This window comes from uncultured Paraglaciecola sp. (genome assembly GCF_913020055.1).
Lineage (GTDB): Bacteria > Pseudomonadota > Gammaproteobacteria > Enterobacterales > Alteromonadaceae > Paraglaciecola.
The window spans coordinates 1-22,521 of the sequence record NZ_CAJWCF010000038.1 but is presented as its reverse complement, the minus strand read 5'-3'; the positions used below and the strand labels follow the sequence as shown (position 1 = coordinate 22,521).

Sequence of the window (22,521 nt, the reverse complement as noted above, 5' to 3'; positions counted from 1 at the left end):
ATTTTCGGTGTGAAAAATTAGCCTTGACGTCTTATGGGATAGAGGATGTAGAGAGGGGAGTTAAATTACACTTAAACGCTGGAATTTTGTATTATTTTTCGAAGTTCGTGATTTTCTTTGAGTAAACGTTCAAATCTAATGGCATTCAAAGGTTTACTATAAAGATAGCCCTGCAACATTTCGCACTTATAGCGTCGTAAAATTGACAGTTGATTTTCATGCTCCACTCCTTCAGCAACCACTTTTAAGCCAAGATTATGAGCAATAGTAATAATTGCTTGGGTCATATGTCGGTCTTCGGTAGAGGTTGCTATATCGTCTATAAAGGCTTTATCAATTTTTAACGTGTTTATCGGGAAGCGTTTTAGATACGCAAGGGATGAGTAGCCTGTACCAAAGTCATCTAGGGCCAAGTGTATGCCACGTTCACGCAAACGCTGCATCATCTTCAGCGCACTTTCAGGGTTTTGCATCAAGGTACCTTCGGTGATTTCACATTCTAAATGCAAGGCAGAGAGACCTGACTTTTGCAGAATATTCATGATGCGTTCATCTAAATCTGGGATCTCAAACTGTCTGGCCGCGATATTAACTGCTACTCGGCCAGTAAACAGCCCAGCGTCAACCCAGCGTTTAGTATCTTCACAAGCTTTTTTCAGAACAACCTCACCAATCTCAATGATTTGTCCTGTTTGTTCGGCTAAAGGGATAAATTGCGCAGGGCTAACTAAGCCTTTATCTGGGTGTTCATAACGAACTAGGGCTTCCATGCTGACTAACTTACCGGTGGCAATGTCGACTTTAGGTTGATAAAAGACTGAAAATAAATCCTCCTTCAAACCATGTCTTATTAGATTTTCAATTTGTAATTGTCGCACCGCATTTTGGTTCATTTCACCGCTAAAGAACTGATACTTATTTCCACCTGCATTTTTGGCAAAATACATCGCTGTGTCGGCATTTTTTAGCAGTTCTTGGGGGTTACTGCCGTCTTCCGGATAAAAGGCAATACCCAAGCTAGCACCTAATACAAATTCTTGTTTATTAATAATAAAAGGTCGTGCCATATTGTCTAATATGGTTTGCGCAAAGTGAGTGATGTGATGGATGTCAGTAGGATTATCAATCAGTATGCTAAACTCATCACCACCTAATCGGTAACATGTGGCTTTGGTGCCAGCTAACTTTTGTAGCCGTTTAGCGATTTGTTTAATTAATATATCGCCTGTTTGGTGCCCCAATGAATCGTTGATTTTCTTGAAATTATCCATATCCATACAGATCAATGCATGTTGCGTATCTCTGCGCACAATATTGCTGTGGTTTGCTTGAAAGAATGAACGATTAGGCAAATCTGTTAAGGGATCAGTATTGGATAACTTAAGTAATTCTTTTTCTGTGCCCTTACGCGATGTTATATCTGAGAATACACCCACATAATGACTGATTTTTCCATCCTCATCAGTGATGGCGTCAACGTTCAATTCCATTTCATATTTTTCTCCTCCCGCACGACGAGATTCAACTTCTCCAAACCAATTGCCTTTTTGTTGCAATGATTTTTTGACTTCTTCAGTAAAGGCGCCGGGATATTGATGGAAGGTTAAATAACTGGCTAAGGCTTGCTCACGGGTTTCGCCAGTATATTTACAATACGAATTATTCACGGAGATAAATTTAAAAGATGTGTCAGTGATAAATACACCATCAGAGATAGTTTCGATAGAGCGCTTAAACAATTTGAGCTGCTCTTCAGCCTCTTTTAAATGGCTAATGTTTTTTAATGTACCAGTCATCCTTTGAGGTTGATGATTATTGTCTCTGGTGACAACCTTACCGCGGTCGAGTATCCATACCCAGTCGCCTTTATACGTTTTAGCCCGATAGGTAATCTCGTAATGTTCGGTTTTTTCGCTTAGATGTTCATTTAAAGTTTGTTGTACACGCTGGATGTCATTTGGATGAATGTTGGCTTCATAGGAACTGTTTACCCTTATATCATCTTGAGGGAAATCTAAGGTGCCCCATGTATTGGAGCGAAATACTTGGCCTTGATAAATATCCCAATCCCATAGTTCATCGCCACTGCTCCAAAGTGTTAACTTTAATCGTTCTTCATTAACGAGAATAGATTGGCGAATAGCACTTCTAGAACGAAGTTGTTTGAGCCAGTAAATTAAAATTAAAATACTTAAGATGGCATATAATATTATGGCGTTTTGTTCTAGCCAGAAAGGTGGAGCTATATTGATTTGAAGAGATCTAGATTCAGACCAAGTAGCTAAAGGTTTTTTGCTCTGCACTACGAATTCATAACTGCCAAAATCCAAGTAAGTAAATTCAGCACGTCTTAACGACTCTGAATCGGTTTCTATCCACTTGTCTGACTTACCTAGCAATCTATAGCGATATTTAACTGCTTCTGGATTAACAGGGTTCACTTGAGCAAACTTAATGCTTAGCCTTGTCGATTCATTTGGCAAATCAATACTACGAGATAAATTAATTGGTTTTTTAAGTGGCGAATTATCCGAATGCACAGATGTTTTTAAGTTAAATAAGCGTAGTTGGGTAATAGTGGGCATTTTACTCTTTTGTAACTGAACAATAGATGCCTTCTGCTTTTTGGCTTCAAGAGACAGTTTATCTGCATCGAACATTAATAAGCCGTCAGTGCCCCCAAATAATATATTGCCTGATTTAGAAAGTAATCCAGAATCTTCATTAAGCTCATTATAACCCAATCTGCTAGGCGCTATGTTTTGTAGTAGTTTTCCGGTTTCTAATGATAATTCGTCTATGCCTCCATTGGCATGTGATACCCAAAGACTGTTTTTAAATTTAATCGATTTTAGGATTTGATTGCTTGCTAAACCATTTTCATAATTTAGCTGTTTTGTAACTTGGTATGAAGCTTTTTCAAGTTTAATAATGCCTTGGCTTAGAGAAGATAACCAATAGCCATCAGAGACTTCAATCACGGAATTAAAGTTCCTAACGGGAGACTTTAAATCTACCATTAGTTGCTTTATCATCTTGTTATCAAGGTTGTATAAAACCATTCCCAAATTTGTGTCAATCCAAAGGTTTTTATTGATATCTACATGTAGAGGTTGAATATAATTTATTTTGTTGTGTGCCAAATCAATTTCTTCGATTTGTAAGCTTTTTGTATCGACCCAATTCACTTTGCCGTTTTCAGTACGTATCCACATGCGCCCAAAAAAATAGGTTAGCTTTATAATATCTTTACCAGGGTAAATTGTTTTAACTAAGGTTATTTTAGAATTACTTGTTTGCTTATAAATAAAAAGCCCACCAGAACTAGCAACCCAAATATGATCGAACACATCGATTTCAAGGGCCCAAATATTATGTTCAAAATCGCTTAAAAACTTTTTAAATACATGATTTTCAGCATCAAATTGGCTTAGACCATTAGATTGAGTTGCAACCCATACTTTTTCGTTGGAGTCTTCTGCTAATCCCCAAACAATCTTTCCTGCTAGCCCAGAATGATGATTGGAGGCTTTGTTAAAAAGCTTTATTTCAGAACTATCAGCGTTATAACGATATAAACCACCTGAATAAGAGCCTAACCAAATTGAGTTGTTTGAGTCTTTATATAGGCTCAAAATATGTGAGCTTTCTAAGCCAAAATTAATGTAGTTTTGAGAGTCGTATGAAAATAACAGTTCTTTGTCACTACTTAAAATACTGATCCCTGTTGTAGTACCAAGCCAGATATTGCCATTGTAGTTTTGTAAAATGCTGAGTACATCGTTACCAACTATTGAAGGATTGCTTTGAGTATTTAATAGTTTTACAGAAGCAAGTCGGTCATCAATGACATAGGCACCTCTTTCAGTTGCGAGCCAATAGGAATCGTCAATTTTCTTAAAATCAAATAAGTAATTTGCATTTATTTTTAGATTCCAAGGATTCGCCTTTTGCAAACTAAATAATGTATTCGACGAATGTTCTAGAATAAAAATACCGTTGGCTAAAGTTCCTAACCAAGTTCTATCTTGTTCACTAAATATCACTTTAATGTCTGCAGGTAGGTTTTCACCGTTAACACTAAAAGGTAGAAACGCGTCAGCTAAAAAATCGTAAAGGAAAAGGTTTTCAGTAGTGGAAACTAATAAATTTCCATCTTGATTCAGGGCAAGAGAAAAAATTTCATTACTGGTTAACTGACTATTATCTTTATTATAAGTAGTGAAATTGTCTTTTAGGGGATTGTATTTTGCTAACCCATTTTTAGTCGCAATCCAAAGGTCACCACGAGAATCTAACAGTAATTTTTTGGTGAAATTATTGGGTAAGGAATTAGGGTCTTTGCTAGAATGTCTATAATTTACGAAGTCATAACCATCGAAACGGCTCAAGCCTTCAAAAGTGCTAAACCACATAAATCCGCGAGGATCTTCTAAGCTATTAGTAACAGTGTTTTGTACTAAGCCTTGAGACTTAGTATATTTAACGAAAACATTGTTAGCAGCATGTGCACAGGGAACTAATAAAAGCCCTAAAAACAGATATAAAACAAATCTGCGGAATGTTAATAAATCACGAATATGCACTTCTCACCTAGTGGTACTGGACTACCTTATTATATTTAGATTTAGTCGGCCGCATATCCTTATCGCCTGATGCTAAATATGCCTAATTTATAGGGTTGCTACAAGTGTTAATCTTGTTAAAAGAGACGACTTGATCAGAAAAGTGATTGATTGCTGCTTTTTTAGCTAGTTTATCTCTGAAATCAGAGATATTGACTGTTGGATTTAAAACTTTTTATATCTGTTATCACGTTGTTGTTGAGTGAGGCAGGGGCTTGTTGTGACTCTCCACTGTGTAATATTATCTCTCCAAACCCTTGTCGGGAAACCAAACAAATTAGGTAGGCTTTGAGTTCAGAAAATTGAATGTCTAAGATTGTTTGGGTCATGCGAGAATTGTAAGTGAATGTACAATCTTGATTTCCTATAGCCATCCACAACCTTTGGCTTTTCATACTTAAATTGGTGTCTTTCTCCATTAATTGTTTCATGACCCCTTTTTTGAGTGCATCCCATATATGACTGAACTGATTAATATTTTCCACGGTTTGTTGCAAAAACAAGTGAACGGCTTGAATCAGGTATTCGGCTTGGTGATGAGGTGATTGAATATAAAAACCTATTCCAGGATGTTGATTATAAGGTATGTAGCCACTGCCAACTAAATAACCAAGTTGCTGTTCGGTACGTAGTTGATTAAAAAACGGTGTGGCGAGTAATTGCTCAGCCAAAATGGTCAGTGCGACGTTTTTTAAACTCGCATCGGGCGCTTGGATGTAGATGACAACCGCTGGGTCTTGATGATGACAATCAACGTAGTGGGAAATGGTACCGCTATGCCTTATGTCAGCTACACCTCTCTGTAATTTGCTGCATGCAGCATGCATGATCCTGAATTTTTTGATGTCATCACTGATTCTATATGCATCTTCTGCTGCCCAATCACCATACATCAGACCTTCTAAATGAAATTGGCTGAGTAATTTTTTCTTGGTTGCCGATATGTCATCAGGCGTTAAGTTTTGCATCACTTCAGCCATATCTGCTGGTGCTTGGTTTTGTTGTTGCATTAGCACTGAAAGAGTTGAAAAAAGACGATTCACTGGTTTGTTTAATAGAGCATTAGATAAGCCTTGATATTGTTTGGCTTTTACTTGCGAATAACTATTAGAAAAATCGTTATTTTCAACAATTTGGGTTAAAAGGTTAGTACAGAATTCGAGTTGGTTTGCACTAAAACCATTGGTTTGCAGAGAAAACCCACCTTGGTGAGGATAGAGATGGAAATGCATACCAGCCAGATTCGCTTGATAATACTTTTGGTTGAATTTTTCGTTCAATAACGCTACCCATAACCTTTTAGCCGTGGTTATCTGAATGCCTTCATTTACGGCGTGGCAATCAAAGGTTAAAAAACAATCACCTTTAGGTTGCTTAAACTTGTCGTCTTGCCCATACCAAATAGCAAGTCCATTCTCGCTGATAATTTGCTTAGGTAGGGTAAATTCAGGAGCAATGGGTTTTGCTGGTTGGCAAGTAGATAAATATTTATTGGCCCTAGGTAACACAAATTTTGCGCGCCAGTTGCCATTTAAAAATGACTTTAAGCGAACCGATTCAATTCTTTCGACACTGTAAGGTGTATGATACCACTTGGCTTTATGAGTTGTTTTAACCAAAGGATTGACGGTTTTTATACGCATGTTTTTTGGGCAGAAAAAATCTAACATTTGTAAGATTATGTCTATTGATGGTTTATCTAGAATGTAGTCGCCTGCAATCAAGTGTTGTGGTGGGTATTCGAACATAGCTTGACTATAGTGGCATGCTTCATCAACGGCCTTAGCTTGGTCGGGAAAGTCCCACATAAGTTGATTAAGGGTGGCGGTTTCTTCGATTCTCCATGTTTCAATACCTTCCTCTCTGATCAATTGAATATATGAGAAAAGTGCGGTGATTATTTCGTCTGAGTATTTAATACCTTCATCTGTTAATTGGAGGTTTATATTAAAATCTTTAAACGTACTGCCTTCTATCCCCCCTCCAGCACTTAAGCTAGTCGCCCAATTTTTGGATTTATAGAAATGTAATAATCCGCCTTCACCTTCATCACCTAAAATATGGCTAAGAACACTTAAGGGTTTACTTCTATAGAAAGAGTGCTGCTCTGGAAGTGCAAATGTCAAAATCATTCTTTGTGCCTTTTGCAGTGGCAAAATATTGATTTCTACTCCTAAGTTTTCCTCAAGGTAAAGTGCTGCTAGCGATTGATCCGGTAACTCATTATTTGATGGCCAATCGTTAAACGTTTGCCGGATAGATTTTTCGCTGACAGCTAGTGGTTGCTGGCTAACTAAACACAAACAGGCATTTTGAGGTTGGTAAAATCGTGCAAATAAGTTTTGCAACTTTTGTTTCAGTTGGTGTGGGCTGAAAGGCTCGAAGGTTTGTTGATTTCCCACCGAAAACTGACTAAAAGGGTGAGCAGGATTGCAGGTTTCTTTGTGCACCTGATAAAGGCCTCTCAAATCGTCTTTCTGTTTTAACAAAAACTCTGCGTCGATTGCACTAATTTCTTTTTCAATAAGTGTTTCGCAGAACACAGGTTTACTAAGCATTGCGAATAAGTGGATTAAGGCTTGTTGTTCAAATTCAGCTGCAACTTCATAGAAATAACTGCTGTACTCGGTGCCTGTTAAAGCATTAATGCTACCGCCGTGGGTGGCAACAAAATCATTAAATACGTTGGGTTCAGTAAAGTCTTCGTTACCCAAAAACAGCATATGTTCCAATAAGTGACTAATACCATGGCAATCTTTATCATCATTGAAGTGCCCTACATTAAAGGTAACAGAGCAGGCGCTCTTTACACTATTAGGATCTTGCACTAGCAAAACTCGCAGACCATTAGGCAATTCAATACAGTTAAAATTACGATTGTCGTAAGCACTTTTCAGCAAAATTCTCTTCCCTTAAGTTGAGAGACGTTTAAAGCATAAACTAATTTTTTAAAGGAGCAGATTTTTAATTATGTTTTTTGCTATATTAGTAAGAACAAGCCTTAATGTTCGAAATACAATTTCTGCGAGAAATATGAAATTAATTATTATGCGTCATGGCGAGGCTGAAACGTTTCGTGTGCAGGACAAAAGGCGTAATTTAACCGGTCACGGTGAAAAACAAGCGGTAGACGCGGGTCGGTGGTTGGTTGGTTATTTAGGTGCAAATACGCCAATTGATATAGCGTTAATAAGCAGTTACGCCCGTGCTCAGCAGACATTCCAGCAACTTAGTTCTGAGGTGAAAGTAATCTCGTCACAGGTTTGTGAAGATGTGATACCTGAAGGAGACCCAAAAGTTGCTCATGACTTTGTTAAAGCTCTTATTGAGGACTCTCCATCAAGCAATGTTATGTTGATTGTCAGTCATATGCCATTTGTTAGTTACTTTTTGGAAGAAGTACACAAAGACAAACAAACTATGTTGTTTGACACCTCAAGTTTGGTGATTGTTGAGTATGATGCAGAACGTGGGGATGGTGTCATCGAAAACATCTATCATCCCGAGTAAATAAGCTTAAGAAAACAGTCCTATGAACCGATATGTTAAATATGATCAGCAAAAGTTTGCCCTCTGTCTTGCAACAGGCACTGGAATACCAAGTAAATGAATCACAACTGACTCACGATGATGAGCTTCAGGGGATTTATGATCGCTTATCAAACTTGAATGAAAAAGTAGAATTTCTAAAGAATAAAATCAAAAGTAACCGAGAAAAGAAAAAGGGCTGATTTACCCCAATCTAGAATAAACAGATAGTTACTCAGAGGCGTTCATTTCCTCACTTCGATAAAATTCAGGTATTACCCGCACCGTTTTGACCATATTGTCTTTCATCTCTAATATTTCGATCGGATAACCGGCGAGACGTAAACTAATATTCGCTTCTGGAATATCTTCTAAATATTCTAAAATCAATCCGTTTAAGGTTTTAGGACCTTCGGTAGGGAATTGCCAATCTAGTTCTTTGTTGAGTTCACGAATGTTGGCGCTGCCATCAATTAACACACTACCGTCTTGTTGCAAATTAGCTTCTTTACTATGATCAGGCAAAAAACTAGTGGTGAAATCACCGATAATTTCTTCCAATATATCTTCTAAGGTCACTAAACCTTGAATGTCGCCGTATTCATCTACTACTAGGCCAATACGTTCTTTTACCTCTTGAAATTTATACATCAAAGTGTGTAAAGGCGTGGACTCAGGTGTAAAATAGATTTCACGCACAGCTCTGAGCAATGTGGCTTTACTAAATTCATCTTTCGATAAAAGTCTTAGCGCATCACGTACGTGAACAAAACCAACTGCATCATCAATACTATCTCTATATAACAGCACTCTAGTGTGTTGCGAGTTGACTAATTGTTTTTGAATATCTTTCCATTCGTCGTTAATGTCGATAGACACAATATCACTACGAGGCACCATAATATCTTCAGCGGTGACATTTTCGAGGTCTAAAATACCAACTAACATATCTTGGTGTTTCTTCGGGATCATTGCACCTGCTTCGTGTACTACGGTACGCAGTTCTTCTCGACTCAGACTATTGCCATCGTCACCTGCAGGTCGCACTCGCATAAGCGCCAACAAACCGTTACATATTCCATTAACCAACCACACCAATGGGTAAAGTAGGGTTAGCAACGGCAGTAAAATAAAGGAGCTAGGAAAAGATATTTTTTCTGGATACAGTGCGGCAAGCGTTTTTGGTGTGACCTCGGCAAAGATCAAAATCACTAAGGTCAAAGATAATGTTGTAATGGCAGTAGCAACGCCAAGTCCTAAATGCCCAAACAAACGCATACAAATAATGGTGGCGATTGAAGAAGCGGCAATATTGACAAGGTTGTTACCTATTAGAATCAATCCAATTAGTCTATCTGGACGTTGTAATAGTTTTTGCACCCTCAGTGCACCTTTATGCCCTTCGTTCTCTAAATGTTTGAGACGATATCGATTAATCGACATCATGCCAGTTTCAGAGCTTGAGAAGTATGCAGAGAGTAAAATCAAAACACCAAGAATTATGAATAAACTACTAGTGGCGATGTCTTCCAACTATGGAAATCCTATGGTAATTATGAACCCGCACTTTAAGGGCAATTTAATTGCTATTCAAGCGTTAAGTATGACTTCCCTAACAAAGCGACTGCCAAAATAGGCTAGGGTGAGCAGTACTCCGCCAATAGTGGTTGACCAAATTACCGGTTTTCCGCGCCATCCAAATGTATAGTGACCAAACAAAACAATGCTATATAGACCCCATGCTATAAGGGATAAGATAGTTTTATGGGCCTGCTCTTTGGTAAACATGTTATCCAAAAACATAAACCCACTGATTAAGGATAGAGTCAGTAAAACAGTACCCACTAAAAGTAACTTAAAGAGAATGTTTTCTACTGCCATTAAAGGCGGCAAAGACGAATGCAAGAGTGATGCATTTTTTTCTTTTAGGCGTAAGTTTATATAAGACAATTGCACCGCATACAGAGATGCTATGGCTAAACATGCATAGGCAAACAAAGCCAAACTAATGTGGATCAATAAATTAGGCTGAATGCTAATTTGCATCATATGAGCGCTGGGGAGCATTCCACCAAGCAACACCACTAGACCAGTAAAACTATATACAACAGGCAATAAAATAGTGTTTGGCAATCGAAAGGATGCAAACAGCATAGTGACACTAATTAGCCAGCCCACCAAGGATGCTACGTTTAGCATACTCATATTCTGGCCTTGCTCAGACTCAACAACTATTCCGCTGCGTAAAATAGCTATGTGTAAGCCTATTGCTACCAAAACACTAAAGATGGCCGCGCGATTATTCGGGCCATTTTCTTGAAACATACCTGTGACGATAATGCCTGATGCCAACATATAAAAAGCGAAACATATGATGTCTAACAACATGACAACTGACCTAGAAAAATATTTGAAAGAAGAGAGATGAACATTTGTTTACTGAATTATCCATACAAAAAGTAACGACAAATTAAGCTCAAAACTAACACTAATTCCCAGTACATTACATAGCGCAAACGAGTTTAAGCATTAAAAAAACCTTAACTTCTTATGAGTAGTACCGTCCAGCACTGTTATTATTACTGCTGCCTTCCTTGAACGTGCAACCGAAAGCCTGCTATCTCTTGTCGTGCCTGCCTTATTCAGGTAATAATTCCAATTCTGTATGTATCAAATGATGATGTAAATACCTTTTGTATATTTAACATACTGTTTTTACTAAAGTTATCTAAAGTTAAGTCACACGTTTTACCGATAGTTCATTTTAACTGATAAATTCTCCATATAGTTATACTCTTGAGCATTCTTATCTGCCCGCTTATTCTATATAATAACGCCATAAAAAATTGTAGGTAGCACAACACATGTTTGAAAATCTTAGCGAACGTTTAGGCAAAACACTTAAAAATATTAGCGGTAAAGGGCGACTTACCGAAGATAATATCAAAGATACCTTACGCGAAGTGCGTATGGCATTACTTGAAGCTGACGTTGCCCTTCCTGTCGTAAGAGATTTTATCGGCCAAGTGAAAGAGCGGGCGGTTGGCACTGAAGTCAGCAAAAGCCTTAATCCAGGCCAAGTCTTCATAAAAATTGTCCAATCCGAATTAGAATCGGTTATGGGGCAGGTCAACGAATCGTTGAATTTAGCAGCACAGCCTCCAGCAGTTGTATTAATGGCTGGTTTGCAAGGTGCTGGTAAAACCACCAGTGTGGGCAAATTAGCTTCGCTATTGAAAGAACGTGAAAAGAAAAAAGTGTTAGTGGTCAGTGCCGATGTATATCGTCCAGCAGCCATTAAGCAACTTGAAACCCTAGCCACTGAGGTTGGAGTGGAGTTCTTTCCATCATCTGAAGATCAAAAACCAATTGATATTGCTAATGCTGCTATAGATTTTGCCCGAAAACATTTCTTCGATGTATTACTAGTAGATACGGCTGGTCGCTTACATGTTGATGGCGAAATGATGGGAGAAATCCAAGCATTACACAAAGCTATTGACCCGGTTGAAACTTTATTTGTGGTTGATGCAATGACCGGCCAAGATGCGGCCAATACTGCTAAAGCGTTCAACGACGCGTTACCTCTAACAGGTGTGATTTTAACCAAAGCCGATGGTGATGCTCGTGGTGGTGCCGCTTTATCAGTAAGACATATTACAGGCAAGCCGATTAAGTTTATTGGTCTGGGCGAAAAGCTTGATGCGTTGGAGGCCTTTCACCCAGAACGTATCGCCTCGCGCATATTGGGCATGGGCGATGTGCTAAGCCTGATCGAAGAAGTAGAGCGTAAAGTTGATAAAGATAAAGCGCAAAAACTTGCCAAAAAAGTACAAAAAGGCAAAGGCTTCGACTTACAAGACTTCAAAGAACAACTAGAGCAAATGCGCAACATGGGCGGCATGATGTCGATGATGGATAAAATGCCGGGCATGGGTAATATGTCGGCGCAAATTAAAGATAAGGCAAACGATAAGTCATTTACCCAAATGGAAGCCATCATCAATTCTATGACGCCAGGTGAACGCACAAGGCCAGATGTAATAAAAGGCGGACGTAAACGCCGGATAGCTGCAGGTTCTGGTACCCAAATTCAAGATGTGAATAGGTTATTGAAACAATTTACTCAGATGCAAAAAATGATGAAGAAAATGTCTGGAGGCGGCATGAAAAAAATGATGCGCAATATGAAAGGCATGATGCCACCGGGTGGAGCTGGAGGAATGGGCGGTATGTTTCCGCCACGTTAGGCACATAATTCATTCGTTTGATTAACAAACGAATGTTCAGTTTTGTAACTAAATTGCCTTATCAGCTAACCCAATTAAAATGATACCTAAGTAGGTTCTTGTAGTGTCGATTAATAATCTCATCCAGCGCTCGCATAGGCTAATAAACGTTATTTTTGCCCTAGTGCTGGTGTTAGGCATAGCGGTCAGTGCCGTGGTCTATTATAAGGGCGATTATATCGCCAAGAAAACGGCAGACCTGATTGCCCAAGAAGTGCCTGCTTATGATTTGTTGAGTAAATTGAACAATAGCTTAATTGAACAAGAACGTTTTTTTTACGAGTTTTATGCAACCCAAAAGCAAGACGATTTTGCACAAGGTTATTTGGTGACTAATCAACAAACTCAGCGTGTTTTTGCTGAGCTTTTGGTGAGATTTGGAGATATTCCGCCTTTAGAAATTACTCAGAACAGCTTGCAAGAATTGAACAAACTCGCCGATGAGTTTGTACTGAATATCATTGCAGCTGAAACCAATTGGGATTTAGCCCGTCAGCAATTGCGTACTATTACTGACGTTCGCCGTGCTACAAGCCCACAAATTCAACAATTAATTACCCTCACTGAAAATAAAGTAGAACTATCTGAACAGGTTATTTTAAACGGCCTTGAGTTAGTCCGATTTTTTGTTGTGTTATATGGATTAGCAACCTTAATAGTAGCCTATATAGTGGCCAAGGCTTTAAAAGCGTACCTGTCTACTGATGCTCGTAATCAACGCCTTTCACTTTTTTCAACGCGTAATCCCAATCCAGTTATTAGTCTCGATAGCCGAAATGTTGTGACCTATCGCAATCCAGCGACTAAACGTTTACTCGATATATTGGGTTTTCCAGAGGACAAAACAGAATGGTTGCTGGCCAATAATATTGGAGAATATCAAAAACAAATCTTAGAGGAGGGTAAAGCGGGCTCTAAACAATTTGAGTATCAAATTGAACAGTTATATTTCCAATGTGACTTACATTGGTTAGAAGACCAACGTCAATGGGATATGCATTTAACTGATATCACAGAGCGTAAAAAGTTTGAACAGGAATTGCTTTTCAAAGCGAGCCATCATCCGCAAACGGGTTTACTTAATCATTATGAATTAGAAAAAACAGTCACCCAGTTGTGTGAATCTGAACAGAAATTCACATTTGGGCTGATTGAAATTCGCTCATTTAGCCAATTGATTTCTGGGCAAGGGCTGACAGTAGCATCCACAGTGGTTGAAGAAGTCGCTACTTCTTTAGAGAATATTTTGCTCAGTATAGATAAAGAGGGATGTCGCGTTTTTCATGTAAGCGAAAAAAGTTTCGTTTTAGTCTGCACCAGTGATTTGAGTAATAGACAAATAGACAGTTTGGTGCAAAAAATAGATCAAAGAATAAGTTCGACGATATTCCATTGCCAATACCAAGTGCAGCTTGATTTCGGCTTTGCCAATTTCCCTCAACATGGAAAAAACTATACTCAACTACATAAAAATTCACTTGCGGCATTAGATAAGTCGGCTAGTAGTAGAGACAAAAGTCACGTGTTGTTTAATCTTAAGTTGGGTGAAAAATTACTCTATGAACAGCAATTAATTGACGACTTGCGTGTTGCTATTGATCGGGTTCAATTTGAGTTGTATTTTCAGCCTCAGATGGCACTTTCCAGCGGAAAGATAATTGGCGCTGAAGCGCTTATTCGATGGCAGAGGAATGGCAATTGGATTACACCCAGCGAGTTTATCCCCTTGGTTGAACGAGCTGGACTTATTGACAAGTTGGGTGATTGGATTTTGCATACTGCTTGTCAAAAAGCGCAAAATTTAGTGAGTTTAGGTTGGAGTGAGTTAGTCATTGCTGTCAATATTTCTCCTTTACAATTTGGTCGCAAAGACTTTTTAAGTAAAGTTAAAAATGTGCTGAAAGAGACTGGATTACAAGCAAAAAATTTGGAACTGGAAGTGACTGAAGGGGTGATTATCTTTAATGAACAAGAGGCTATCGAAACCTTAGCTCAGCTCAAAAATTTAGGTCTGCACTTGGCCATTGATGACTTTGGTACCGGCTATTCGTCGCTTAGTTATCTTCGAAAATTTAATATAGATAAACTCAAAATTGATCAATCTTTTATACAAGATATTCAGCATCAAACTGCTGATCAGTCGATAGTACGTACTATTATCGAACTAGGACGAAATTTAGAATTAAAAGTGATAGCTGAAGGAGTCGAAGAGCTTGAGCAGCAAGAAATCCTAGCTGCTATGGGCTGTGACGAAATACAAGGTTTTTACTTTAGTAATCCACTGCCAGAACAACAATTTATTGATTTTTTGCAACAACACAAAACGGTCTAGTTGATAATAAGGGGTAAATTATTTTTTTAACCCTCAGTTCTATGCTGGTTGATTTTTACACTAGCCTGTCTTCTAACACCTTAGATGTGGAAAATTGATACAGCATATTGCGATAAACACAAATGTCAGTGATGTCTTCAGGGGTGTTTTGCGGCACGGCTCTATAATTGGTAGATAAACGATAGGCGCCCTTTATTGGCAACACACGGTGCCATGTATGGCCATGTATTATTACCAATGTACCTTTTTTAGGCATTAATGTTACTTGCTCAGAAAAATCTTCATTGACTTCGCCAACCGGCAGTTTGCCTAATCGGTGACTACCCGGCATGACTAATACTTCTCCGCCCACTTGTTCATCAATGTCCATGGTATAAACCAAACGGTTTAGGTTATATTGCTGAGGATCATCGGGAGGGCAGTCTTGATGCCAAGCTTGTCCCTTGGTGCCTTTTTTTGAAAACATAGTCATGCAATACAAACCTTGCCAACCAGCGCCTAGAATTGCCTGTGTTAACTCAAGCATCTTAGGGCATTGATCAATTTCATCAAAGGCGTGTTCGCCAGACCTTTGCGGAAACCAAGGAATCACTTCAGTCGCTGATTTCGATAGAAACGCTGCTTCGTGTTCATATTCTGGGTTCAGACCATAATGCCCGAGTATTAAATTTTGTAGGCTATCCATAGTGTCTGCTGAAAAAAAGTCTTCAAGAACAAGATAACCTTGTCGCCAAAAGTCATTAGCTAGTTGCTCAAGTTGCATGATTGTCTCCTTGTTTAGCTTTTATTCGTGGACAAAATACAGTGTTTTACCGAGTTGTGAACTCCAATAAAACACTGTTAAGGTTAGATTTTTTTAAAGCTAATTATCGAGCTGGTTTACCACCATGTAGCATACAAAGCAGCGAGTATTACCACTATTCCAATAGCAAGGATGTTAAAAGACCCTTTAGTATCAAAATTCACTTTATCTAATGAAACAACACCTGTTCCACCTGCAACATAGTTTTTGCGGGTAGCTAAAGATGCCAATACTGCCAATGCGATACAGGCTAAAAATACCACGCCCACTCTGTCCATAAAGGGTAATGCTGGCAAAGTCACTTTAAACAATATAGATAAAGCCGCAGAGCCTACAGCTGCGGTAATAGCACCTATTGAATTCATGGTTTTCCAGAACATACCTAGTAAGAAAATAACCACTATTCCAGGCGTAAAGAAACCAGTAAATTCTTGGATATATTGAAACGCTTGTTCAAATTGGCCAAGTAAAGGTTTGGCACAAATCATCGCAATTATCAGCGCTATTATACTGACGCTACGGCCAACTCTTACATAGTGAGTTTGGCTTTCATCTTTTTTGAAGTGTGAGTAGATATCCATAGTGAAAATAGTCGAGATGCTATTACACATAGAGGCTAACGAAGACACTATCGCCGCGAATAATGCAGCAAACACTAAGCCTTTTAATCCTATTGGCATTAGGTTCATTAAACTGGGATAAGCTTGATCAGCGCGATCTAAATCAGTGAAAAGTATCGATGCTGCGATACCAGGAACCACCACAAAAAATGGTACTAAAACCTTCAGATAGGCAGCAAAAGCGATACCTTTCTGGGCTTCTGCTAAGTCTTTAGCGGCTAATGCACGCTGAATAATATATTGGTTAAAACCCCAATACGAAATGTTCATCACCCACATACCACCAATCAACACAGACAAACCAGGAAGGCTTATATAGTGAGGGCTATCAGCAGAGAATATCATGTCGAATTTTTCTGGTGCTTGTTCTGTCAGTATTGAGAACCCTGCTAACACACCATTGCCGTCTGAGACTAAATCTAAGCTAATATAAGTCAGGACGAGTCCACCAAATACTAATAACACAACTTGAATAATATCGGTGTAGGCAACTGCTTTAAGTCCACCGTAGGATGAATAAGCAATAGAGAACAAACCAAGGAATATCATGCCGTAGGCTAAGTCTACGCCCGTAATAGTGGTAATGGCCAAACCACCCAGCCATAAAACAGCAGTTAAGTTAACAAAGATATACACCGCCAACCAGAACACTGCCATGATAGTTTTTACACGACCATCAAAGCGCTGTTGTAAATACTGGGGCATAGTATAAATTTCATTTTTGAGGAAAATTGGTAAAAAGTATTTACCCACTATGATTAACGTGATCGCCGCCATCCATTCATAAGACGCAATACCTAATCCAAGTACATAGCCGGAACCGGACATACCAATGATTTGTTCCGCTGATATATTTGCAGCAATAAGTGATGCACCAATGGCCCACCAAGGTAGAGATTTACTCGCTAAAAAATAGTCCTGAGTATTTCTTTCATGGTTTTTTTCTGCTCTGGAAATATATAATGCAAGGGCTAAAAGCCCTATTACGTACACCACAAAAATGGCGATATCGAGGCTTGCTAAGTTCATCTAAAGTCCTAATTTTTATTGTTAATATTATGTTATTAGCCTAACTGCTTTACAAAAAAATTGCAGCAAATAGAATGATAGGAACGCCATTTTTAGTAGGCGATAGCCAAATTATGTCTATTCATACGAGTTATGCCCAGACTTTTTTATATAACTTAATGATATCGCTTAAAACAGGAACTTTAGGATTGTTATTTGGCGAGCCTGAAGCCAATGCTTGTTCAGCCATATTCATCAATAAACCCTCATATTCAGTTTTTACAACGCCAAACTCAGCCAGTGTGGGCACTTCTAAGGTCTGATTGATATGTTTGAGTTCATTGATAAGTGCTTGATGTGCAGATGTGTGATCTTCACTATCAGAAACTAAACCCATATGTTTGGCACATTCTGCATATTTACGTGGCGCACCAGACAATGAATATTCAGTAATGGTCGGCAATAACATGGCATTACTCATGCCATGGGGAACATGAAAATGTACGCCAATGGGGCGGCTCATACCGTGAACTAAACCAACTGAAGCGTTCGAAAATGCAATGCCCGCCAAGGTTGCACCTAACATCATGGCTTCTTTAGCTTCAAGATTATTAGGCTGCTGACAAACCTTGATTAGATTAGGCGCAATCAGTTTCATTGCAGCAATGGCTTGCTGGTCGCTAAATGGATTCGATTTTTGACTGACATAGGCTTCAATCGCATGGGTGAGTGCATCTATCCCAGTATCAGCGGCAATCCTTTTGGGAAGACTAAGGGTAAATTGATAGTCGATTATGGCTGCGCTTGGAATTAGACCTGTGCCCATACACAGCATTTTTTCATCTGTTGCTGAGTCAGAAATAACTGTAACTTTGGTCGCTTCCGATCCTGTACCAGCAGTAGTAGGAATGGCCACTACAGGTAAACTTATTTCGGTTACTTGATAAGGCACTTTGTAGTCACTCATTTTACCTCCATGAGAGGCCAACAAGGCAATCGCTTTGGCACTATCAATAGCACTGCCACCACCCAGCGCAATCAGGCAGTCATATTGGCCAGTTTTGACCATCTCGACAGCCGCTAATATTGATGTGTCATTTGGTTCGGGCATAGTGTCGGCGAATAAACCAAACTTTATGTGTTGTTGGCTTAATAGCGCTTCAACTTTGGCCACATAACCCAGTTCTAACATGGTCCTGTCGGTGATAATGCAAGGTAAACGACAACCTAAACTGGCCAACGTATCTGGAAGTAAGTTAAGCGCGTTAGCGCCTATCTGCATGATTTTTGGAAGAACGATGCTATTGACCATTTTGAACCAACCATAGTTGAATTTGAGGATTATTTGGGATTAATATTTGTAACTCGATCAATGCTATATTGAATGAGTGTTTATCTTTGACTTTATCTGAATAAAGCGCCAGTGAATATAGTTAGTCTGATTGTTGGGTTCATCATTGGATTACTTTAATGGTAGAAATCTATAAATAGATGAGCAATCTAACATTTGAACATAACGATTTTCGAAAGTATGAATGGTGCTACTATCTTTGTAATATATCTTCTGACTAACGTGTTGATAGTTTTATTTAAAAGGTGTTTTCGGGCAATACTCACAATTAAGTGATGATGCTGAATAATCTACCTTGGCCGTGAGCCTCGAGAGCAAAGGTAAACGTTAGTAAATCCTTAGACATACCTAATTTTATATTTGGACGTGTACTTTCAATGTTGATTGTTAAACAAATCAGTAAAAATTTTGGTTCATTTCAAGCATTAGATACTATTTCCTTTGAAATGAATAAAGGCGAAATTGTTGGCCTTTTAGGTAAAAACGGTGCGGGTAAAACCACATTGATGCGGATTTTGACCTCTTTTATTAGTGCATCATCTGGCACGGTAAGCATTGATGGCGATGATATTGCTAAACACTCATTAATCATTCGGCAAAAGATTGGCTATCTACCAGAAAAACCACCCTTATATGGCGACATGACTGTGCAGTATTACTTAAGGTTTGCCGCTGAAATAAAAGGTGTGCCGAAAAACAAACGTCAATCGCAGCTAGCTAAAGTACTACAAGAATGCGATTTGGAGTCGGTTAAACTAAAAACGATTGCGACTCTGTCCAAAGGTTATAAGCAACGTGTTGGTATTGCTCAGGCTATTATTCATGAACCTAAATTACTGATATTAGATGAGCCCACTAGTGGACTCGATCCTATACAAATTCAACAAGTATTGGCTTTAATTAAAAATCAACGAGAGCAAAGGACAGTTTTGTTAAGTACCCATAGCTTGACTGAAATCGAACAAGTAGCACAGCGAGTATTAATGATTAAGTCTGGAAAGATTGTACTTGATGACACCTTAGACGAGTTATTGAAAAACAAAGATTCTGGCCAATCTCAGCCGTTAACCTTAGAGCAGGTTTTCTTCAATTATCATCCACAACACACACTTGAAAAATCTGAGCTGCAGGTGATGGATGAATAAAATATTCGCTTTAGCCAAAAAAGAATTACACAGTTATTTTAGTTCGCCCATTGCCTACATAATTCTAATTGTGATGTTGTCGTTGTTTAACGTTTTCTTTTTTATGATCATCGATCAAAATCGCGAAGTGTCGCTTCGAGATGTTTTTCAACTAATGGAATTTATGTTGGTATTTTTTATCCCACTGTTAACCATGAGACTATTTTCTGAAGAAAAATCAAATGGCACTATGGAATTTTTGCTCACTGCTCCTTTAACCCATAGCATGATTGTATTGGGCAAATATTTAAGCTTGCTTGTGTTTTATTCTTTGTTAATTGGCCTAACAGGTATTTATTATCTTATTGTTGAATATTTTGCTGAGCCTGACCCATTTAGTATGTTGTCGGGGTATCTAGGAATTTGGTTAGAAGGTGCATTTTTTATTGCGGTTGGTTTACTCGCATCTTCCTGGACATCCAACCAAATAATTGCCGCTATTGTGTCTTACTTGATTTTGTTTTCGCTCTATTTCTCCAGCAGTTTTACTCAATATACAGACGGTTCTGCTAAGCAATTTCTTATTCAGATGAGTACCCATACTCACTTAGAAAACTTCGGCATAGGCATCATTACACCAAGTGATGTGGTGTATTACGTTGCCGGTATTGTGTTGTGTTTGGTCTTAACCAGACTGAGTATCGACAACAGGTTGTGGCACTAATGAATAAACAAATAGTTTTGCCTTTATTGTGCGGTTTTGCACTGTTAGGTCTGGTCCTCGGATTGTCGCTTTTTTATATCGAGCAGCAATTTAGTTACTTGGCAATAACACTCGTGGTTATGGGGGGGATTACACTTTTCGTACTTCTTTCTTTGGTTGTTAAACATGGTTATGGCCAAGGAAAATCTGCGCACTCTGTCAGCTTTTTTAGTCTTAAAAGGTGGAAAACCTTTGCCCTCATTTTTTGCATCACAATCGCCAGTATTTCGTTTCTTGGGGTCATGCATTATTTAGCCAATACCTCGAGCATCAGATGGGATGTCACTCAAAATAAACAACATACTTTATCTAAGAATACGATTGAGTACATCAGCACACTAACCAATGACGTGCAGTTAACGGCTTTTCATGTAGGTATGCCACCCAAATATTTACATGACTTATTCAAAGAATACGAAAGGGTGTCAGCGGGGGTGATTAAAACCGAAATAATAGATCCCATCGAACAAATTTCTTATGCCGCAAAATTTGGTAACGCTATTAATGCTGATGAACGAAAAGTCATTGTTCAATCAGGGGACAACCGTAAAGAGGTTGATTTCACCTTAAAAGCCTTGTCAGAAGAAAAGCTAACGAATGCCATAGCCAGCGCTAGCCGAGACGCTAGGACGGTTTACTTTCTGACGGGTCATGGCGAGTATTCAACTACAAATCAAGAATACGCTGGTTTATCCAAATTCAAACAATTGTTAGCCGACAATAACATTCAAACTAAAACGTTAATGTTAGGTATTACTAAGTCAATTCCAGCCGATTGTGATGTGTTGATAGTTGCCGGCCCCAAACAAGCCCTAAGCCCAAATGAAACAAAGTTAATTAGTGACTACCTAGACAAAGGCGGAGATGCATTGTTTTTAATTGAGCACACTATGGTTACCACGCCAGACAAACCATTGAGCGCAGAACAATTACAAAAAAATCCGAGTCTAAATAACATTCTTAACCAATGGGGCTTGCATGTTCAATCTGACATAGTAGTCGATTTCACTAATCATGTTGGAGATGATGTAGGCAGTCCTGCGACTAAAAATTACCAGCGACATAAAGCAATAACAGAGGGCTTGGATTACACCTTTTACGTGCGGCCTCGTTCTATTCGCGTTTTACCTAACAGGCGTCCTACTATTAAATATGCGGTTATTGCTTCTACGGCATCAGCCGAAAACAGTTGGGCTGAAACCAACCGAACCTTAGATATTCAATTTGATCCAAATACCGATACTGCCGGCCCAGTGCCATTTTCTTATGTGGTGATTGAAGAAAAAGATTCACAGGTAGCAAGTGATAAATCCTCAGATACTCGGTTGATAGTGTTTACCGATGCGGACTTCTTAAGCAATGTGTATATCAATCAATATAGCAACGCACAGATGGGCCTTAACTTAGTTAATTGGTTGGCAGAGCTAGACTTTAAAACCTATGTGAGCGCAAAAGAGATAAAAGTCGAACGTCTAGATTTAACCAGCAAACAAAAACGCCAAGTCATAGTGATACTGTTTTTATTACCATTTTTCTTTGTTATCGCAGGGCTAGTGGTGTGGTTAAGAGCTAAAAGGTAGAGGTGATTTAGTACTCCTCTAGCCATCTAATGTGCGCTGATATTTCTGCTAGTACCGCATGCAGCCCTCAATATTTAGAGCATACGTTTATTTAAACTCAGTTGTATTTTTGATGGTTAAAGTAGGATTGCCTGAAGACACATAACCTTATAGTGATGCTTCTATTTCTGTTCTGAAGATTTGCGTTTGGGTAAAAATACTATTCTCAACTAGTATGTTATCTGTCGACGTTATAATTGAGTATACAAAAGACATGGAAAATTCACTGAGCATAAATGAGAATCTAGTCGAAAGTATCAAAATACGCTGGTTGGCTTTTCACCCTAATACATTGATGTGTATACCCAAGTTTCATTTATATTTATTAAAAATATGGCTATGTTTTTGTAAACTGTTGCAATACTGTATATAATTACAGTTAATAAGGAGGTGGTCTATGATCCCAGCACAGTTTACAAAGTTTTTAGAGCAATTTAATGGCCTCACTGACAGCCAGTTG

14 protein-coding genes are annotated in these 22,521 nt (G+C 38.7%); 7 read left to right on the top strand and 7 right to left on the bottom strand.

What is annotated here, in order from left to right:
• Window positions 1-71: 71 nt before the first annotated feature.
• Window positions 72-4,586: an EAL domain-containing protein gene (locus QZ488_RS10025; RefSeq protein WP_293748167.1), complete on the bottom strand. Its 4,515-nt coding sequence runs from the start codon at window positions 4,584-4,586 to the stop codon at window positions 72-74.
• A gap of 182 nt (window positions 4,587-4,768) precedes the next feature.
• Window positions 4,769-7,525, bottom strand: coding sequence for an insulinase family protein (locus QZ488_RS10020; protein WP_293748165.1), 2,757 nt, complete (start codon window positions 7,523-7,525; stop codon window positions 4,769-4,771).
• Window positions 7,526-7,658: 133 nt separating this feature from the next.
• Between QZ488_RS10020 and sixA the strand changes: the two genes are divergently transcribed.
• Window positions 7,659-8,135 carry a phosphohistidine phosphatase SixA gene (sixA, locus tag QZ488_RS10015; RefSeq protein WP_293748163.1) on the top strand — a complete coding sequence of 159 codons (477 nt, stop codon included), beginning with the start codon at window positions 7,659-7,661 and terminating at the stop codon, window positions 8,133-8,135.
• A 32-nt stretch (window positions 8,136-8,167) separates the two neighbouring features.
• Window positions 8,168-8,356, top strand: coding sequence for a hypothetical protein (locus QZ488_RS10010; RefSeq protein WP_293748161.1), 189 nt, complete (start codon window positions 8,168-8,170; stop codon window positions 8,354-8,356).
• A gap of 28 nt (window positions 8,357-8,384) precedes the next feature.
• Here QZ488_RS10010 and QZ488_RS10005 read toward each other — a convergent pair whose 3' ends face one another.
• Complete coding sequence (locus QZ488_RS10005) at window positions 8,385-9,686, bottom strand: HlyC/CorC family transporter (protein ID WP_293748159.1); 1,302 nt, start codon at window positions 9,684-9,686, stop codon at window positions 8,385-8,387.
• 57 nt (window positions 9,687-9,743) lie between these two features.
• Complete coding sequence (gene ccsA, locus QZ488_RS10000) at window positions 9,744-10,541, bottom strand: cytochrome c biogenesis protein CcsA (protein ID WP_293748157.1); 798 nt, start codon at window positions 10,539-10,541, stop codon at window positions 9,744-9,746.
• A 476-nt stretch (window positions 10,542-11,017) separates the two neighbouring features.
• On the opposite strand from ccsA, the gene ffh reads away from it, so the two are divergent.
• Together ffh and QZ488_RS09990 are read left to right on the top strand one after the other, a co-directional pair.
• Entirely contained in the window at window positions 11,018-12,403 is a 1,386-nt protein-coding gene (ffh, locus tag QZ488_RS09995; RefSeq protein WP_293748155.1) for a signal recognition particle protein, read from the top strand.
• A gap of 103 nt (window positions 12,404-12,506) precedes the next feature.
• On the top strand, window positions 12,507-14,774 hold the full coding sequence (locus tag QZ488_RS09990) for an EAL domain-containing protein (RefSeq protein ID WP_293748153.1): 2,268 nt from the start codon (window positions 12,507-12,509) through the stop codon (window positions 14,772-14,774).
• A gap of 55 nt (window positions 14,775-14,829) precedes the next feature.
• On the opposite strand, the gene QZ488_RS09985 is transcribed toward QZ488_RS09990, so the two are convergent.
• The 3 genes from QZ488_RS09985 to QZ488_RS09975 all read right to left on the bottom strand — a co-directional run bounded on the left by QZ488_RS09985 (window position 14,830) and on the right by QZ488_RS09975 (window position 18,516).
• Complete coding sequence (locus tag QZ488_RS09985) at window positions 14,830-15,537, bottom strand: phytanoyl-CoA dioxygenase family protein (protein WP_293748151.1); 708 nt, start codon at window positions 15,535-15,537, stop codon at window positions 14,830-14,832.
• A 116-nt stretch (window positions 15,538-15,653) separates the two neighbouring features.
• The gene (locus tag QZ488_RS09980; protein WP_293748149.1) at window positions 15,654-17,225 is read right to left on the bottom strand and encodes a sodium/sugar symporter; all 1,572 of its coding nucleotides are present in this window, start codon (window positions 17,223-17,225) and stop codon (window positions 15,654-15,656) included.
• A gap of 130 nt (window positions 17,226-17,355) precedes the next feature.
• Complete coding sequence (locus QZ488_RS09975; RefSeq protein ID WP_293748147.1) at window positions 17,356-18,516, bottom strand: iron-containing alcohol dehydrogenase; 1,161 nt, start codon at window positions 18,514-18,516, stop codon at window positions 17,356-17,358.
• A gap of 416 nt (window positions 18,517-18,932) precedes the next feature.
• Here QZ488_RS09975 and QZ488_RS09970 point away from each other — a divergent pair, with 416 nt between their 5' ends.
• From QZ488_RS09970 to QZ488_RS09960, 3 genes are read left to right on the top strand one after another with little or no spacing between them, the layout of a single operon-like run.
• Window positions 18,933-19,700, top strand: a complete 768-nt coding sequence (locus QZ488_RS09970) for an ABC transporter ATP-binding protein (RefSeq protein WP_293748145.1) — start codon at window positions 18,933-18,935, stop codon at window positions 19,698-19,700.
• Window positions 19,693-20,403, top strand: coding sequence for an ABC-2 transporter permease (locus QZ488_RS09965; RefSeq protein WP_293748143.1), 711 nt, complete (start codon window positions 19,693-19,695; stop codon window positions 20,401-20,403). The genes QZ488_RS09970 and QZ488_RS09965 overlap by 8 nt, the downstream gene beginning before the upstream one ends.
• Complete coding sequence (locus QZ488_RS09960) at window positions 20,403-22,022, top strand: GldG family protein (RefSeq protein ID WP_293748142.1); 1,620 nt, start codon at window positions 20,403-20,405, stop codon at window positions 22,020-22,022. Before QZ488_RS09965 ends, QZ488_RS09960 begins: the two co-directional genes overlap by 1 nt.
• The last annotated feature ends 499 nt before the right edge of the window (window positions 22,023-22,521 follow it).

Bases quoted from the DNA above. Each gene is read 5' to 3' on its own strand.
- sixA (WP_293748163.1), top strand. From the start codon at position 7,659: ATGAAATTAATTATTATGCGTCATGGCGAGGCTGAAACGTTTCGTGTG.
- ccsA (WP_293748157.1), bottom strand. From the start codon at position 10,541: ATGTTGTTAGACATCATATGTTTCGCTTTTTATATGTTGGCATCAGGC.
- QZ488_RS09960 (WP_293748142.1), top strand. From the start codon at position 20,403: ATGAATAAACAAATAGTTTTGCCTTTATTGTGCGGTTTTGCACTGTTA.
- QZ488_RS09980 (WP_293748149.1), bottom strand. From the start codon at position 17,225: ATGAACTTAGCAAGCCTCGATATCGCCATTTTTGTGGTGTACGTAATA.
- ffh (WP_293748155.1), top strand. From the start codon at position 11,018: ATGTTTGAAAATCTTAGCGAACGTTTAGGCAAAACACTTAAAAATATT.
- QZ488_RS09975 (WP_293748147.1), bottom strand. From the start codon at position 18,516: ATGGTCAATAGCATCGTTCTTCCAAAAATCATGCAGATAGGCGCTAAC.
- QZ488_RS09965 (WP_293748143.1), top strand. From the start codon at position 19,693: ATGAATAAAATATTCGCTTTAGCCAAAAAAGAATTACACAGTTATTTT.
- QZ488_RS10010 (WP_293748161.1), top strand. From the start codon at position 8,168: ATGTTAAATATGATCAGCAAAAGTTTGCCCTCTGTCTTGCAACAGGCA.
- QZ488_RS09985 (WP_293748151.1), bottom strand. From the start codon at position 15,537: ATGCAACTTGAGCAACTAGCTAATGACTTTTGGCGACAAGGTTATCTT.
- QZ488_RS09970 (WP_293748145.1), top strand. From the start codon at position 18,933: ATGTTGATTGTTAAACAAATCAGTAAAAATTTTGGTTCATTTCAAGCA.